Origin of the sequence: Serratia sp. JUb9 (genome assembly GCF_014298095.1) — a bacterium.
Taxonomy (GTDB): Bacteria; Pseudomonadota; Gammaproteobacteria; order Enterobacterales; family Enterobacteriaceae; genus Serratia_B; species Serratia_B rhizosphaerae.
In genome coordinates this window covers 1,973,967-1,988,093 of sequence record NZ_CP060416.1, presented here as the reverse complement: position 1 = coordinate 1,988,093, position 14,127 = coordinate 1,973,967, and the positions used below count along the sequence as shown (strand labels likewise).

The 14,127-nt window shown below is 50.7% G+C and carries 15 protein-coding genes and 3 pseudogenes; 16 read left to right on the top strand and 2 right to left on the bottom strand.

The window, feature by feature from the left end; all coding sequences use genetic code 11:
- The first annotated feature begins 3 nt into the window (after positions 1–3).
- Both HF675_RS09395 and HF675_RS09390 read left to right on the top strand, forming a co-directional pair.
- A complete protein-coding gene (locus HF675_RS09395; RefSeq protein WP_187044481.1) occupies positions 4–4,599 on the top strand; it encodes an RHS repeat-associated core domain-containing protein in 4,596 nt (1,531 codons plus the stop codon).
- A 3-nt stretch (positions 4,600–4,602) separates the two neighbouring features.
- Positions 4,603–4,884 carry a hypothetical protein gene (locus HF675_RS09390; protein WP_071823838.1) on the top strand — a complete coding sequence of 94 codons (282 nt, stop codon included), beginning with the start codon at positions 4,603–4,605 and terminating at the stop codon, positions 4,882–4,884.
- Positions 4,885–5,708: 824 nt separating this feature from the next.
- Here HF675_RS09390 and HF675_RS09385 read toward each other — a convergent pair.
- Positions 5,709–6,859, bottom strand: a protein-coding gene (locus HF675_RS09385; RefSeq protein ID WP_187044480.1) for an IS3 family transposase whose coding sequence is annotated in 2 segments (ribosomal slippage) — positions 5,709–6,601 and positions 6,601–6,859 — 1,152 coding nt in all. Because the reading frame shifts where the segments join, the coding sequence is not laid out codon by codon here.
- A gap of 103 nt (positions 6,860–6,962) precedes the next feature.
- Here HF675_RS09385 and HF675_RS09380 point away from each other — a divergent pair.
- The 14 genes and pseudogenes from HF675_RS09380 to HF675_RS09330 all read left to right on the top strand — a co-directional run bounded on the left by HF675_RS09380 (position 6,963) and on the right by HF675_RS09330 (position 13,176).
- Complete coding sequence (locus HF675_RS09380; RefSeq protein WP_187044479.1) at positions 6,963–7,355, top strand: Imm50 family immunity protein; 393 nt, start codon at positions 6,963–6,965, stop codon at positions 7,353–7,355.
- A gap of 607 nt (positions 7,356–7,962) precedes the next feature.
- The gene (locus HF675_RS09375) at positions 7,963–8,364 is read left to right on the top strand and encodes a hypothetical protein (RefSeq protein WP_187044478.1); all 402 of its coding nucleotides are present in this window, start codon (positions 7,963–7,965) and stop codon (positions 8,362–8,364) included.
- Between the two features lie 535 nt (positions 8,365–8,899).
- Positions 8,900–9,199, top strand: coding sequence for an RHS domain-containing protein (locus tag HF675_RS23960; RefSeq protein ID WP_370569835.1), 300 nt, complete (start codon positions 8,900–8,902; stop codon positions 9,197–9,199).
- Between the two features lie 77 nt (positions 9,200–9,276).
- Positions 9,277–9,339: pseudogene (locus HF675_RS23955) on the top strand (hypothetical protein); the annotation flags it as partial.
- 6 nt (positions 9,340–9,345) lie between these two features.
- Positions 9,346–9,795 (top strand): hypothetical protein, encoded by a 450-nt coding sequence (locus HF675_RS23950; RefSeq protein WP_370569834.1) that lies wholly within the window; start codon positions 9,346–9,348, stop codon positions 9,793–9,795.
- Positions 9,714–10,238: a hypothetical protein gene (locus tag HF675_RS09365; protein ID WP_187044477.1), complete on the top strand. Its 525-nt coding sequence runs from the start codon at positions 9,714–9,716 to the stop codon at positions 10,236–10,238. The genes HF675_RS23950 and HF675_RS09365 overlap by 82 nt, the downstream gene beginning before the upstream one ends.
- 157 nt (positions 10,239–10,395) lie before the next feature.
- Positions 10,396–10,548 (top strand): annotated as a pseudogene (locus HF675_RS23945) (RHS repeat-associated core domain-containing protein); the annotation flags it as partial.
- The gene (locus HF675_RS09360) at positions 10,522–10,962 is read left to right on the top strand and encodes a hypothetical protein (protein ID WP_370569833.1); all 441 of its coding nucleotides are present in this window, start codon (positions 10,522–10,524) and stop codon (positions 10,960–10,962) included. The pseudogene HF675_RS23945 and the gene HF675_RS09360, both read left to right, overlap by 27 nt.
- A 1-nt stretch (position 10,963) precedes the next feature.
- Complete coding sequence (locus HF675_RS09355; protein WP_187044476.1) at positions 10,964–11,302, top strand: hypothetical protein; 339 nt, start codon at positions 10,964–10,966, stop codon at positions 11,300–11,302.
- Between the two features lie 2 nt (positions 11,303–11,304).
- Positions 11,305–11,742 (top strand): NADAR family protein, encoded by a 438-nt coding sequence (locus HF675_RS09350; RefSeq protein ID WP_187044475.1) that lies wholly within the window; start codon positions 11,305–11,307, stop codon positions 11,740–11,742.
- Positions 11,743–11,867: 125 nt separating this feature from the next.
- The gene (locus HF675_RS23940; RefSeq protein WP_187044719.1) at positions 11,868–12,119 is read left to right on the top strand and encodes a hypothetical protein; all 252 of its coding nucleotides are present in this window, start codon (positions 11,868–11,870) and stop codon (positions 12,117–12,119) included.
- Positions 12,028–12,351 (top strand): annotated as a pseudogene (locus HF675_RS09340) (ADP-ribosylglycohydrolase family protein); the annotation flags it as partial. The gene HF675_RS23940 and the pseudogene HF675_RS09340, both read left to right, overlap by 92 nt.
- A 47-nt stretch (positions 12,352–12,398) precedes the next feature.
- Positions 12,399–12,674 (top strand): hypothetical protein, encoded by a 276-nt coding sequence (locus tag HF675_RS09335; protein WP_187044474.1) that lies wholly within the window; start codon positions 12,399–12,401, stop codon positions 12,672–12,674.
- A 124-nt stretch (positions 12,675–12,798) separates the two neighbouring features.
- Positions 12,799–13,176 (top strand): DUF6508 domain-containing protein, encoded by a 378-nt coding sequence (locus tag HF675_RS09330; protein WP_105231644.1) that lies wholly within the window; start codon positions 12,799–12,801, stop codon positions 13,174–13,176.
- A 20-nt stretch (positions 13,177–13,196) separates the two neighbouring features.
- Here HF675_RS09330 and kynA read toward each other — a convergent pair whose 3' ends face one another.
- Positions 13,197–14,039: a tryptophan 2,3-dioxygenase gene (gene kynA, locus HF675_RS09325; protein WP_105231645.1), complete on the bottom strand. Its 843-nt coding sequence runs from the start codon at positions 14,037–14,039 to the stop codon at positions 13,197–13,199.
- Positions 14,040–14,127: the final 88 nt, after the last annotated feature.

Genomic DNA, 14,127 nt, shown 5'->3' with positions numbered 1-14,127 from the left:
GCGATGTCTGATTTAACCGCCGCGAGTCTCGGCGACCCGCTGGTGCACAGCTCGCTGCTGGCCGACTTTGTCAGCGGCCTGGTTGAGGGCGCCATCTATGCCGGCATCTACGCCGGCGCCACCGCGCTGATCTCCTCCGGGCTCGGCGCACCGGTCGGTTTCGCCCTAGTCGCCGGCGCCATGGTGTCCGGCATTCCGGAGAAAATCGGCACCGCCGCCGGCGCGCTGGTGGATACGCTGATCGGCACCGGCCCGCCCGACGCCTTTATCACCAGCGGCTCCGACAACGTCCATATGAACGGCAAACCGGCGGCCCGCGCCGCCGGCACCGTCGACCACGATTTTCTCAACAGTCCCGACGTTGGCGCTGAAGAAGGCCCGGGCCTGATCGACAGCGCCCTGGCGGTGGCCGGCGGCATCATCTCCAGCGTGATGCATCCCGGCCCGCTGATCGACAAGATCGCCAGCATCGACGGCGAATCGGTGAAAAACTGGCTCGGCGACGTCTGGGACGACATCACCCAGCCCACCGTCGAGAGCGCCAGCCCGTACGCCACCCCGGCCAACAAAGACACCGTCGCCTGCACCAAGGGCCATATGGCGGAGAACGTCAACTTCCTGGCCGAAGGCTCGAAGAAGGTGCTGATCAACGGCCACCCAGCCGCACGCAACGGCGACCGCAGCACCTGCGAAGCCAAGATCGAGGTGGCGGACAACCCGCGCGTACGCATTGGCGGCGACGGCATCGTGGTGCGCGATATCCGCAGCGGTAAAAACGCGCTGGCCTACTTTGCCGGCGGCCTGATTGGCGGCCTGGGCAAGCAGGGCCTGGCGCTCAGTCAGTCGCTGTTCCGCCGCGTAATGCCCCGTCTGGCGCTGAAGGATGCCGGCTGCGCTCTGGCCGCCGTGGCCGCCGCCGATCTGGCGGGCAACGCCGCCGGCGCTGCCGTGGGTACAACGCTGGTGGCCGCCACCCAGACCGGCCATCCGGTGCATATCCCCACCGGCGCCAAAATCCTCGCCGGCGAGGAGGAGCTTGACTTCACCCTCCCCGACCGCATCCCGCTTTACTGGCAGCGCCTGTACAACAGCCGCAACCGCGCCGCCGGCATGCTCGGCGTCGGCTGGATGCTGCCGTTCGAAACCCGCCTGCTGCGCATGCTGGACGACAACGGCCAGCCGCAGTTTATCCTGCGCGACGCCTCCGGCCGCGAGACCGGCCTCGGCAACGTCACCCCCGGCGACGTCATTCGCTTTACCGAAGACGGCTTTACCCTCTACTGCTCGCTGCAGGGCGTGATGCTGCTGCAGACCGCCGAGGGCGAACACCAGCTGTACGAGCCGGATCCTGCCCGCGTCGGCGAATGGCGCATCGCGCGCATTTATGACCGCCACGAGAACTGCCACCACTTCGCCTGGAACAGCGCCGGCCAGCTGGTCACCATCTCCAGCGACAACCAGGCGCTGGAGGTCGAGCTCAGCTACGACGCGCGCAACGGCCGTCTGCTTGCGGTGCATCAGCACGTCGGACAGGAAAAACGCCTGCTGGTGCAGTATGACTACAACCCGCAGGGGCAGCTGATTGCGGTGCGCGACGCCGACGCCATCGTCACCCGCCGTTACGGCTGGGATGACGCCAGCGGCCTGCTGGCCTGGCACAGCTACGCCACCGATCTGCGCGTCAGCTACCGCTGGCAGCGCGCGGCGGACGGCGACCACTGGCGCGTCAGCGAGTATCTGGTGCTGGACGCGCAGCTGCAGTGTCTGGAGCACTGGCTGCTGGAGGCGGACGAAGCCGCACGCCGCGCCAGCGTCACCTGCCTGTCCGGCGGCACCACCGAACACCGCTGGGACAGCCTGCTGCGCATTACCGACTATACCGACAGCTACGGCGCCCGCTGGCGCTTCCGCTGGGCCGCCCTGCGCGAGAACCTCAGCGCCGTCATCACCCCCGACGACCAGCGCTGGGAGCTGGGCTATGACGAGCGCGGCAACCTGATACTGGTGCGCGACCCGCTCGGCAACACCACCCAGACCACCTGGCACCCCGCCTGGGCGCTGCCGTTAAAAGAGGTGCTGCCCGACGGCGCCTGCTGGCAATACCGCTACAACCCGTTCGGCGACGTGGTGGAGATGACCGACCCGCTCGGCAACGTCAGCCGCTTTACCTGGAACGACCAGGGCGACCTGCTGACCCGCACCGACCCGCTCGGCAATACCCAGCAGTTCTGGTGGAACGCCCTCGGCCAGCTGACCCGCGACGAAGACTGCTCCGGCCACCAGAGCCGCCGCGAGTATGACGACGCCGGCAATCTGCTCCGCACCTGCGATGCCGAAGGCAACGCCACCCGCTACCGCTGGAGCGCCGCCGGACGTCTGCAGGCGCTGGTGCGTCCCGACGGCCGGGAAACCCGCTACGACTACGACCACGCCGGTCTGCCCTGCCGCGAGAACATCGACGCCTTCTCCGAACGCCGCGTCGAGCGCAACGTGCGCGGCCAGATAACCTGCGCCGTCGACCCGGCCGGCATCGAGACACGCTATCAGTACGACCGCTTCGGCCGTCTCACCGCGCTGGTCAACCCCAACAACGAGCGCTGGCAGTTTGACTACGACGCCGGCCACCGCCTGCTGGCCCAGAGCGACTTTGCCGGCCGACGCAGGCAGTACCGTTACAACCCGCTGGGACAGGTCAGCGCCATAACCGAGTACCCGCTGGCGCAGGACGGCGACGCGGCGCAGCCGCTCCACACCCGTCTGAGCTATGACGCGCTGGGCCGCCTGACCGCCAAAGAGACCGCCGACAGCCGCACCGAATACCACTACCAGGCGCGAACGCTGGAAGTACGGCGCACCCCGCTGGCGCTGTGGCAGCAGGCGCAGGCGCGCGGCGAGCAGCCCGACTGGCCGGAGACGCTGCGCTTTAGCCGCGACGCCGCCGGCAACCTGTGCGCCGAAGAGAACCACAGCGGCCGCTGGCAGCACAGCCATGACCCGCTCGGCAACCTGAGTGCCACCCAGATGCCCGACGGCAGCACCCTGACTCAGCTGCGCTACGGCAGCGGCCATCTGCTGCAGACCGCCCTGCTGGCCGCCGGCCAGCGGCACGACATCGCAGGCTGGCAGCGCGACAAGCTGCACCGGGAAGTCGCCTGCACCCTCGGCGCCGTCACTCAGGAGACCCGTTACGATAGTGTCGGACGCATCACCCTGCGCCGCGCCAGCAGCGAACGCAGCCACCCGCTGGTGTTCGAACGCCGCTACCAGTGGGACCGTCAGGACCTGGTGGTGCAGCAGAAGCTGATTGAGAACGACAACCTCACCGACGGGCCGCAGTTCCAGCAGCGCCGCTTCGGCTATGACGCCCGTGGGCAGTTGACCCACAGCATCCTGCCGCAGCGCGAGGAGCGTTTTTACTACGACGCCGCCGGCAACCGCAGCGATGGCCCGGCCGTCACCGTCTGGCGCAACCTGCTGCAGCGCCTGAACGGCCACCGCTGGGGCTATGACGGCTTCGGCCGGCTCAGCTGGCGCCGCGACGGCAATACCGGCGTCGAGCAGCGTTTTCAGTACGACGCCGAACACCGCCTGACCGCCGTCACCTTCGACGGCGACAGCCGCCATCAGCGCGCCGAATACCGTTACGACGCGCTCGGACGCCGCACCCGGAAAACCCTCTACCCGCACCACGGCGAGCCGCAGACCACCCTGTTCCACTGGAACGGCCTGCAGATGGTGGGCGAGCACAGTCCCGACCAGCCACAGCGCAGCACCCAGTATCTGTACAAGGAAGACAGCTACGAGCCGCTGGCCCGCGTCGACCGCCACGGCGACAGCAGCGAGGTGTACTGGTACCACAGCGAACTCAACGGCCTGCCGGAGCGCATGACCGACGCGCAGGGTAAAGTCGTCTGGCACGGCCGTTTCTCCGCCTGGGGCGCCACCGACGCCGAGAGCGGCACGCTCGCCACGGCGCAGAATCTGCGCTATCAGGGCCAGTATCTGGACAGGGAAACCGGGCTTCACTACAATCTGTTCCGCTACTACGATCCGAACTGCGGCAGGTTTACCCAGTCAGATCCGATCGGACTGGCGGGCGGGGAGAATACCTACGCGTATACCCCGGATCCGATTAGCTGGGTGGATCCGTTGGGGTTGATAAAGTGCCACACACCTCCTAAAGGCAGAAAAGTTAATCGAACAATTTACAGATTTGAAGAACCAGACAGAATAAATACTACTTGGACCACACATAAATGGAATATTATGGCTTCTCATAGATATACTGATGAAGGTTTAGGTGGTGTATATGGCGCAAACTCACGTAAAACCGCGTTATCTGAGGTGACTCACTGGAATGTTGACCTATCTCGTAGGATTTTAATAAGTAAAAAAGTTCAATTAAACAATGTGCTAGACTTAACTCGTTCTAACGTAAGAGATAAGTTAGGGGTTTCCTTAGGCGATCTTACTAGTAATGACTATACTATTACACATCAAATTGGTCATTGGGCGAAAACACAAGGTTATGATGGTATACTTGCACCGTCAGCAAGAAATCCTACTGGTTCTAATTTAATATCATTTTTGGGATTTTAGATAATGTCTTCATTAGAGTTTTATTACGCAGGCGATGAAAAATGGAAAAGGTATGCTGACTTTTACGCCGAAGATTATTTAGACGACAATGCTCGTATGATTGCCAAAAGGTTGAACGGAAACCTTGACTTGGCTGTTGTTATTTATGGTAAAAGAGGAGTAAAAGAATCTCTATGGTGGATCGAACAAAGTGTCCCTGCATTAGAAGGACTAAAACCTATTGATTGCCTTAAAAAACCTGAACTAATAAAACGTCTTCGCGAATGTGTAATGAGAATGCCATAATTTACCTCTCCCTTATAGAAGAAATCCAACTAGAGCTGGATATTCCCATGAGGAAAATATGAGTGGAAATTAGTAACTTCTGTCTTTGTTAAAAGCGAGCGATTTAACATTTTAACATAACCAGTTATTAAATGGAAAACAAACAATAAAATTGTGACAGTAAAAATCGATTTCTATATGGAACCTATTTTGTTCTCCACGAAAAGTCAGTTTCTTTCCGGCACAACTCAAGAAATAACTAGTCATGAGGTGATATTTGACGAAGATAAAGCCAATGCTTTGTTGTTTAGTCAACCCCCACCCGCTGAATATATTATTTGGGGTGATTTTTTCCGAAGAAATATCAGAAACCCTATTAAATGAAAAGTATCAAGAATCACAATAGGCAATAAATAACCACACACTAAAGGCTAAGGAAAGCTAACTAAAGGAACACATTAGAAAAAGAAAGGAATTTTTAAAAAAAAGACCGGCTTACCTGTAAATAACAAACACGATGACTTAAAAAAGAATTTAGCGATGAGACAATATATATTCTCAATATGACATCAGCTCAGAGATACTTATTAGGTGAGGAAAAAGTATCTATTCTTAAATCAATTTTTGATATATTCAAAACTGGATGTTTACCTTGTGACGTAAAGAAAGAAAAAAAAGAAATAGTAATATTCAACCCCATAAAACTAAAAGATTAAAAATCATTATCTGCCCGCCGCGCCAGCGTCACCTGCCTGTCCGGCGGCACCACCGAACACCGCTGGGACAGCCTGCTGCGCATTACCGACTATACCGACTGATCCTACCCACGTAATGTGGACACGGCCCTAAGCGAGGTTTTGGTTTTCAAACTGTTCCGGGCTAAGACCGCCACAGGCACTGTGACGACGCCAGCGATTGTAATCGCACTCGATATAATTAAACACTGCCGTTCGCATTATTTCCCGGCTGGCAAAGTCCTCCCCGTGGATACATTCCACCTTCAGTGAGTGAAAGAAGCTTTCCGCACAGGCATTGTCGTAACAACAACCTTTAGCGCTCATACTGCCCTGCAGATTATGCCGTTTCAGTAAGCTCTGGTAATCCGTTGAACAGCACTGGCCACCTCGGTCTGTGTGCACGATGACATTTTCCGGGCGTTTGCGCCGCCATAACGCCATCTGCAGTGCATCGCAGGCAAGCTGTGCCGTCATCCGTGAGGACATCGACCAGCCAATGACTGACCGCGACCACAGGTCAATCACCACCGCCAGATACAGCCAGCCTTCACCGGTGTGCAGATACGTGATGTCACCCACCCACTTTTGATTCGGACCGCTGGCGTAAAAGTCCTGCTTCAACAGATTCTCGGATAGTGGCAGACCATGCTCACGGTAACTAACCGGGCTGAACCGGCGCGAGGCTTTCGCCCGCAGCCCCTGACGACGCAGACTGGCGGCGATAGTCTTGATGTTGTACTCCGGCAGTTCATCAGCAAGACGAGGCGCTCCATAACGCTGTTTTGCCTTGGCAAAGGTCTGTCGAACCGCATCATCGCAGACAAGTCGGAACTGTTGACGCCGGTTTATCTGGTGACGACGCTGACGCCAGGCATACCAGCCACTGCGGGCGACGTGCAGTACCCGGCACATGGCTTTGATACTGAACTCAGCCTGATGCTTTTCGATAAAGACATACTTCATTTCCGGCGCTTGGCGAAGTATGTCGCGGCCTTTTGGAGAATGGCCAGTTCCTCGTCCCGTTCAGCCAGTTGGCGTTTGAGGCGGGCATTCTCAGCGGCGAGTTCGCTCTCACGTTCAGAGGACGTTGCCTGTTGCTGCCGCTTGCTACGCCAGGTGTAAATTTGCGACTCATAAAGGCTGAGTTCGCGGGCGGCTGCAGCCACACCAATGCGTTCAGCCAGTCTCAGGGCTTCGTCGCAGAATTCAGGTGTATGTTGCTTGCGTGGCTTTTTAGTGGTTGATGCTGGTTTTGTCATGTGAGTCACCTCTTGCTTGAGAGTTTACTCACTTAGTCGCGTGTCTACTATTGCTGGGTAAGATCACATATGATCACTATGAATTTCTTCGAGGATTATAATTATGTGGTTTGATTACGCCCATGGAAAAGAAAATATTAAATTCATGTTTAACAATGAGTTATCTTTAGATGAATCTGAACTTGAAAGCTTTCTATTTTATGACCTTTCAAAAATAAGAATATGTTTCAACACGAGGAATATCCCCAAAAAAACGCCAGACAAATGGAAAAAATTAGAATTTAATGGACTATCTATAAAATTAACACTTGTAGGTATAAAAGAACTAAACCTGCAAGGTAAACGAATTGGTTTTACATGCACACCAGAAATAAAAAAACCAGATAATAAAATAGTTTTTACCGTCAATAACGACGAGGGGAGGTATTTATTATGTTCTGCCGAATTCATTGTCATAAATTCAATTGAACCATATTTAGATGAACGATGGAAATGATATAATTCTTCAATACTGGGGAGTATTTTAACTTCCCATTTTCTTATCGTTTTATTTTATTTATCTCTCTAAAAAACATTCCCGATCCTTCATTGTTTAATCTCTGTTCATTAAATTAAACTAGCGTATCTTTAATCCCCCCTGAGCACTCTCTGCTGGAAGCAGACGATACCACACGTTTCGTCAGTATCATCTGCCTACCTATCTAATCGCATACCCTGGATCCGATTAGTTGGGTGGATCCACTGGGAATGGCTAGGTGTGCTCCCAAAATTAATGCTAAACATGTTTTTCATGGTGAAAGTTTGAACATCCAGATGGTCATTCTGAATGCAGGTTTACCAAACATACTAAAACATCATGACTCTGGTCATGTTCACTCCATTAACCGTAAAAGTTAAGGGGTTATTTTACATGGTAGATAATGAGAGAATAATAAATTTCCCAGTTCCAGATTGGAATAGGATAGTTTCTGATAGGTTTGATAGTATCATAACTTGCGTTTGCTATCAGTATGACTTCGATATCGATTTTTATGGGCCGTACGGATTTGATTCACCTGTAGCCAAAGAAATTATCAATGACTTCATCAAAGGCGCAAGTTTTTATGACGCCACTGACAAGCGTTTATGCAAAGCCAATAGCATTAATAGAAAAGGATTGTATATCTTCCCACAGGATGTGGACGATAGACAAAGAAATTGAAAATTACGCTATAACCTCTAAAAAAAACGAGCTGAGAAAGAAAAGAGGTTTAGCTGTAAATGATACATCTGAAAAGCCTATTTTATTTAACATAACAGATGAAAGAAAAATTCCCGACAGTGTTATATCTTACTTAATTTGTGAAGATATCCCATTATTTATTGTTAATCATTACATGCCTGAGGCAGGAAGTAGTATTTTGTTTTTCACTGAAAAATTAGCTGAGAACTTTTTAAACCATGCAAAAAAAAGAGGCATTGTGGTTTATACGGTGGAAACAATAAACTCATTAAAATCATGGTAGCATCCTATTCAAAAGTAAAAACACTTGGGAACAGGAAATGTCACTTGTGAAAATAGAATAGTTACAAGCAAAAAAGATCCTCGCTGGACATTTTCTGCTATTCAACCAAATAGGTAGGCAACGCAAATATAGCATTTAGTCAAAAGTTCTTGGGTAATAAAATTATGACAGTAAAAACCGATTTCTATATGGAACCTATTTTGTTCCCCACGAAAAGTCAGTTTCTTTCCGGCACAACTCAAGAAATAGCTAGTCATGAGGTGATATTTGACGAAGATAAAACCAAGACTTTGTTGTTTAGTCAATTCCCACCCACTGAATATATGATTTGGGGTGATTGTTTCCGAAGAAATATCAGAAATCCTATTAAATAAAAAGTATCAAGAATCACAAGAAGCTATAAAGAACCACACACCAAAGGCTAAGGAAAGCGAACTAAAGGAACACGTTAGAAAAAGGGCGCCGTACCCGGAAAACCCTCTACCCGCACCACGGCGAGCCGCAGACCACCCTGTTCCACTGGAACGGCCTGCAGATGGTCGGCGAGCACAGTCCCGACCAGCCGCAGCGCAGCACCCAGTATCTGTACAAGGAAGACAGCTACGAGCCACTGGCCCGCGTCGACCGCCACGGCGACAGCAGTGAAATTTACTGGTACCACAGCGAACTCAACGGCCTGCCGGAGCGTATGACCGACGCGCAGGGCAAGGTCGTCTGGCACGGCCGTTTCTCCGCCTGGGGCGCCACCGACGCCGAGAGCGGCACCCTCGCCACGGCGCAGAATCTGCGCTATCAGGGCCAGTACCTGGACAGAGACAAATCAGCCAACGGCTGATTTGAACAGCGCTTCAGCGCTGGCCCCGAAGGGGCGAGCCTCATGTATGAGGCGAGTATTCCGGGCTTCACTACAATCTGTTCCGCTACTACGATCCGAACTGCGGCAGGTTTACCCAGTCAGATCCGATTGGACTGGCGGGTGGGGTGAATGTATATCAATACACTCCTAATCCATTAACATGGGTAGATCCTTTAGGTTGGAGTTGCACACCTAAATTTAGTAGTAATTTCGAGAAAAAACTTAAAAAACATGCTCAGGACATATATGAAACATCGAGAAAACTAGGTGTTCCCGTAGCAAAAGGAGACAAAGATGGGATGAAAAATTTCATTCTTAACATTGTCGAAGATAATACTAACCTAGCAAATCCTAATTTCAAGTGGAATACAATTGACTCTACAAGAGCCTATATCAAAGGTGATGCTATAGTATTAGTTAACAACTCAAGCAATGAAATATTGACATTCCTTCACAAAGAACGCACGTCATCATATTTACAAGAGATAATAAAATGGAAAAAAGCAATTATCACCATTCATTTTTTAAAAAAATATCAAACAACCTCTATGGAAAAGAAATATTACAAACCATAGAGGTAAAGGATGAGGACGGAGATGTTATTGACAATGTTATATTCATTGAAACCAAAGATAATGGGGTGGTCGGATTTTACATTAACGGTTCCAATCCATTAATTAGCACGAATAAAATTGATGAATTTGATTCATTTAACCTGTATGCTTTATATGAAAAATTAACAAGTACTGAAAAAAACATCCCCAGTCATTTTGAAGTGGATTATTTAGAAGTATTCTTTCACCCTGAGTACAATGAGTTGCTCGCCATTTATTTAACCTCTCATGACTTTTTATCATCTTTACTGATTGTGTTTTTAACTGATGAAATTAATATATTTTCAGATATCAATAAAGATGAAATAATTAACGTAATAAAAGATAATTTAATTCAGTTCAAAGATTCAAAACTTCTATCCTTCCATAAGGAAAAAGGTAACGAAAGCTGGATTGAAAGTTGACTACCTGCTGGGACACCAAAAACGGCACGCTCGCCGCAGTACAGAACCTGCGCTATCAGGGCCAGTATCTGGACAGGGACAAATCAGCCTAAGGCTGATTTGAACAGCGCTTCAGCGCTGGCCCCGAAGGGGCGAGCCTCATTGATGAGGCGAGTATTCCGGGCTTCACTACAATCTGTTCCGCTACTACGATCCGAACTGCAGCAGGTTTACCCAGTCAGATCCGATCGGGCTGGCGGGTGGGGAGAATACTTATATTTATGCGCCTAACCCACAGTCTTGGGTGGACCCATATGGATTAAGCTGCAAGCCATCTGCACATGAAAATAAAGGAAATATTGTATACCGAGCACTTACTAAACATGATGCAGAACGTATTGCCGCAGGTAAATCAATACAAGGTAAAGCAATGGATGGAACTTGGATTGCGGCTGAACATGTTGCTAACCAACCCTTATCGCTCAATTCCGCTGCTGCTGGAGGACCATGGAAAAATAGCCCATGGATATCAACCACAAAAAACATGGATATAGCTAAGGCATATGACAGTGGTTTTGGAATAGTTCAAGTTGATTTAAATAAAGTCAATGCACTACAAGTTCAAGTATGGGAACATGCTCCTAGAACTACTGGGATTGATGGTTTAGCCTATCATCGGTTAATTTGGGCACAGGAAGTTACTATATTGCAAGAAATCCCATATTCAGCAATTAAGGTTATATAATATGTTAGTAAACAAAGACAATGCGTTAGAAATATTAAAATCCGATGTGACGGACTTTCTATACCCTTTGAAAATGGGTGGTGAGTTCAACATAGGCAAATACAAAAAACTTATTTTCACTCTGGATGACATAACTAGACTTTATAAAACAGAGAATTTAATCCCCAAGAAATTATTAAGCGAAATTTATCTTACCGCAGAAGGAATAAGTAACGAGCCTCCTCACATAAAAAACTTCGATCTTGGTTCCATGGCAGAAGAGATAATGGAAAAATATTATATGTTATTATCAGGGAAATCCGTAGATGATCCTAAACCAGAAGTAGGGAGAATAATATAACAATGACAATAAGATTCTATAAAACCAACGAGCCATATGGTTTTCTCTCTAATTTTTCCAGACACGATTTCACACTTGACGGAGAGGAATGGGACACTGCAGAGCATTATTTTCAATCAAGGAAGTTTTCTAAACAAAGCATTAAGGACAGAATACGCTCAGCAAAGTCGCCAATGGATGCCGCACTAATTGGCAGAGATAGAAACAATACTTTAGCTGGTGACTGGGAAATAATAAAAGACGATGTCATGAGAGTGGCCGTTTTTGCGAAGTTTAGCCAGAATGTTTTTCTAAAGGAAGCTTTACTATCAACCGGCAATAGTATTCTTATCGAGCATACTAAGAATGATTCTTATTGGGGGGATGGTGGAAATGGAACAGGGAGAAACATGCTAGGAATTATTCTTATGGAGGTGAGAGAATTATTGAGGAATAAATAATTTTTTATGAGGTAAGGATACGTGTACAAAAGGAAAATTCAACACTATCCTCCTCTAGATAAAAATGGCTTCATTCTACTGTATGCAAAGAGCGCTGGCAGTTTGACTACGACGCCGGCCACCGCCTGCTGGCCCAGAGCGACTTTGCCGGCTGCCGCAGGCAGTACCGTTACAACCCGCTGGGACAGGTCAGCACCATAACCGAGTACCCGCTGGCGCAGGACGGCGACGCGGCGCAGCCGCTCCACACCCGTCTGAGCTATGACGCGCTGGGCCGCCTGACCGCCAAAGAGACCGCCGACAGCCGCACCGAATACCGCTACCAGGCGCGCACGCTGGAAGTACGGCGTACCTCGTTCCAGTGGCTATGTCATTGATACTCTCGAAGCCGCCATGTGGGCCGTATGGAATACTGATAATTTCCGTGATGCTATTTTACTGGCTGCAAATCTCGGTGATGATGCAGACAGCGTGGCAGCAACCGCTGGGCAACTGGCCGGGGCGCTTTATGGCTATTCGGGTATTCCTGATGAATGGCTTGCCAAACTGGCTCAACGAGAAAGAATCTCGCAATTAGCCGAGAGCCTATTTGAGTTATCGCCGAATTGAAACCAGCATAATCACGCTAAAAGGGTAATAATAAATGGAGGTAAAAAGTGAGTTTTAAAACGTTACACTCTCAACCTTGGGACTTCACGGTATACCTAACCGAAACCGGGGAATATATTATTAAAGTTATGTTTTCAGAAGGTGATTGCAAAGTAGACATTGAGCGATATTATGATTTAACTACTGAGATTGGCCCATTAAAAACAAACGATTTTATATTCAATGAATTATCCCACGCGATAAGAAATAATCCATCATATTATAAAGATAAGGAAATTAACCCAGGAGAAATAAAAAAACGTCTTCACAGAAAATTCGGTTGATATCTTCGCTTACGAAGAACACGACATTGTCGCCGATCCGGCAGAACCGTGCTTATACTGAAAAAAAGTGGTTAAACTCCTTATAAACAATAAACATCCCATTAAAAACACGGACATCTCCCCCATGACCCCCATCCCCCCACTGAGTAAAGAAGACATCGACGCCGTGCTGGACAGCGCTGCGGGCGTTACGCCGCCGCCGGACGCCCAATGGCGATTTGACGATGTACCTCATGAGCCTCTGCTGCGCCATATTCAGGCCCTGAGCCACAGCCAGTTTCTCTTTGTCTACGACTGGACGAATGAGTTTTCCCGCGGGGGCGATCCGCGTTTCACCTGCCGGCGCACGCTGGCGCAGGCCGACCTGACGCTGCTGCGCAAACTAATGACCGCCCATCTCCGCATGGATCGCTTCTGCGAAAATCACCTTGCCAGCCTTATCATCTGCGGATACTGGCAGGCCTGTCTGGATCGCCTGCAAGAATTGCGCCGGGCAATGTAACCCGCCGGCGCCCTGCCCCATCAGTTGCCGATCTCGGTGCGCACATCCAGCAACTCCGGGAAGAAGGTCAGCTCCAGCGCCCTTTTGAGGAAACTGACGCCGCTGGAGCCGCCGGTGCCGCTCTTAAAGCCGATAATCCTCTCCACCGTTTTCATATGCCGGAAGCGCCACAGGTGGAAACTCTCCTCAATATCCACCAGCTTCTCCGCCATTTCATAGGCTTCCCAGTAAGTCTGCGGATTGTCATAAATGATTTTAAACACCGGCAATAAATCGGGGTTGCGCTGGTAAGGCTGCGTCCAGTCCCGCTCCACGCAGGCCTGCGGCACCGGCAGCCCTTTGCGCGCCAGGTACAGCAGAAACTCATCGTACAGGCTCGGCGCGTCCAAAATCGCTTTCAACGCGGCGTATTTCCCCTCGTCGTTGCGGAACACCTCCAGCATCGCCGCATTCTTATTCCCCAGCAAAAACTCAATCGAACGGTACTGATGCGACTGAAAACCGGACGAATTGCCCAGCACATTGCGAAACTCGACGTACTCCGACGGGGTTAAGGTTTCCAGCACCGCCCACTGTTCGAACAGCAGACGCTGGATCTGCTTCACCCGCGCCAGGATCTTGAAGCAGTGGCTGAGTTTATCCTGTTGTACCAGCTGGCGCGCGCCCTGCAGCTCGTGCAGCATCAGCTTCATCCACAGTTCGGAGGTCTGATGCTGCACCACAAACAGCATTTCATCATGGTGCTGCGGGTTGGACAGCGGGTGCTGGCAGTCCAGCAGCTGGTCCAGGCACAGATAGTCGCCGTAGCTCATACGCTTGGAAAAATCGGTAACAACCGTGCTCTCTATTTCCCGTTGATTCATCTGTTCTCTCCGCGCAGTTTCAAATATGAAACAGGGTTCCGATTACTAAACTGAGAGAAAACAATAGCCCATACGTGCAACAACTGCT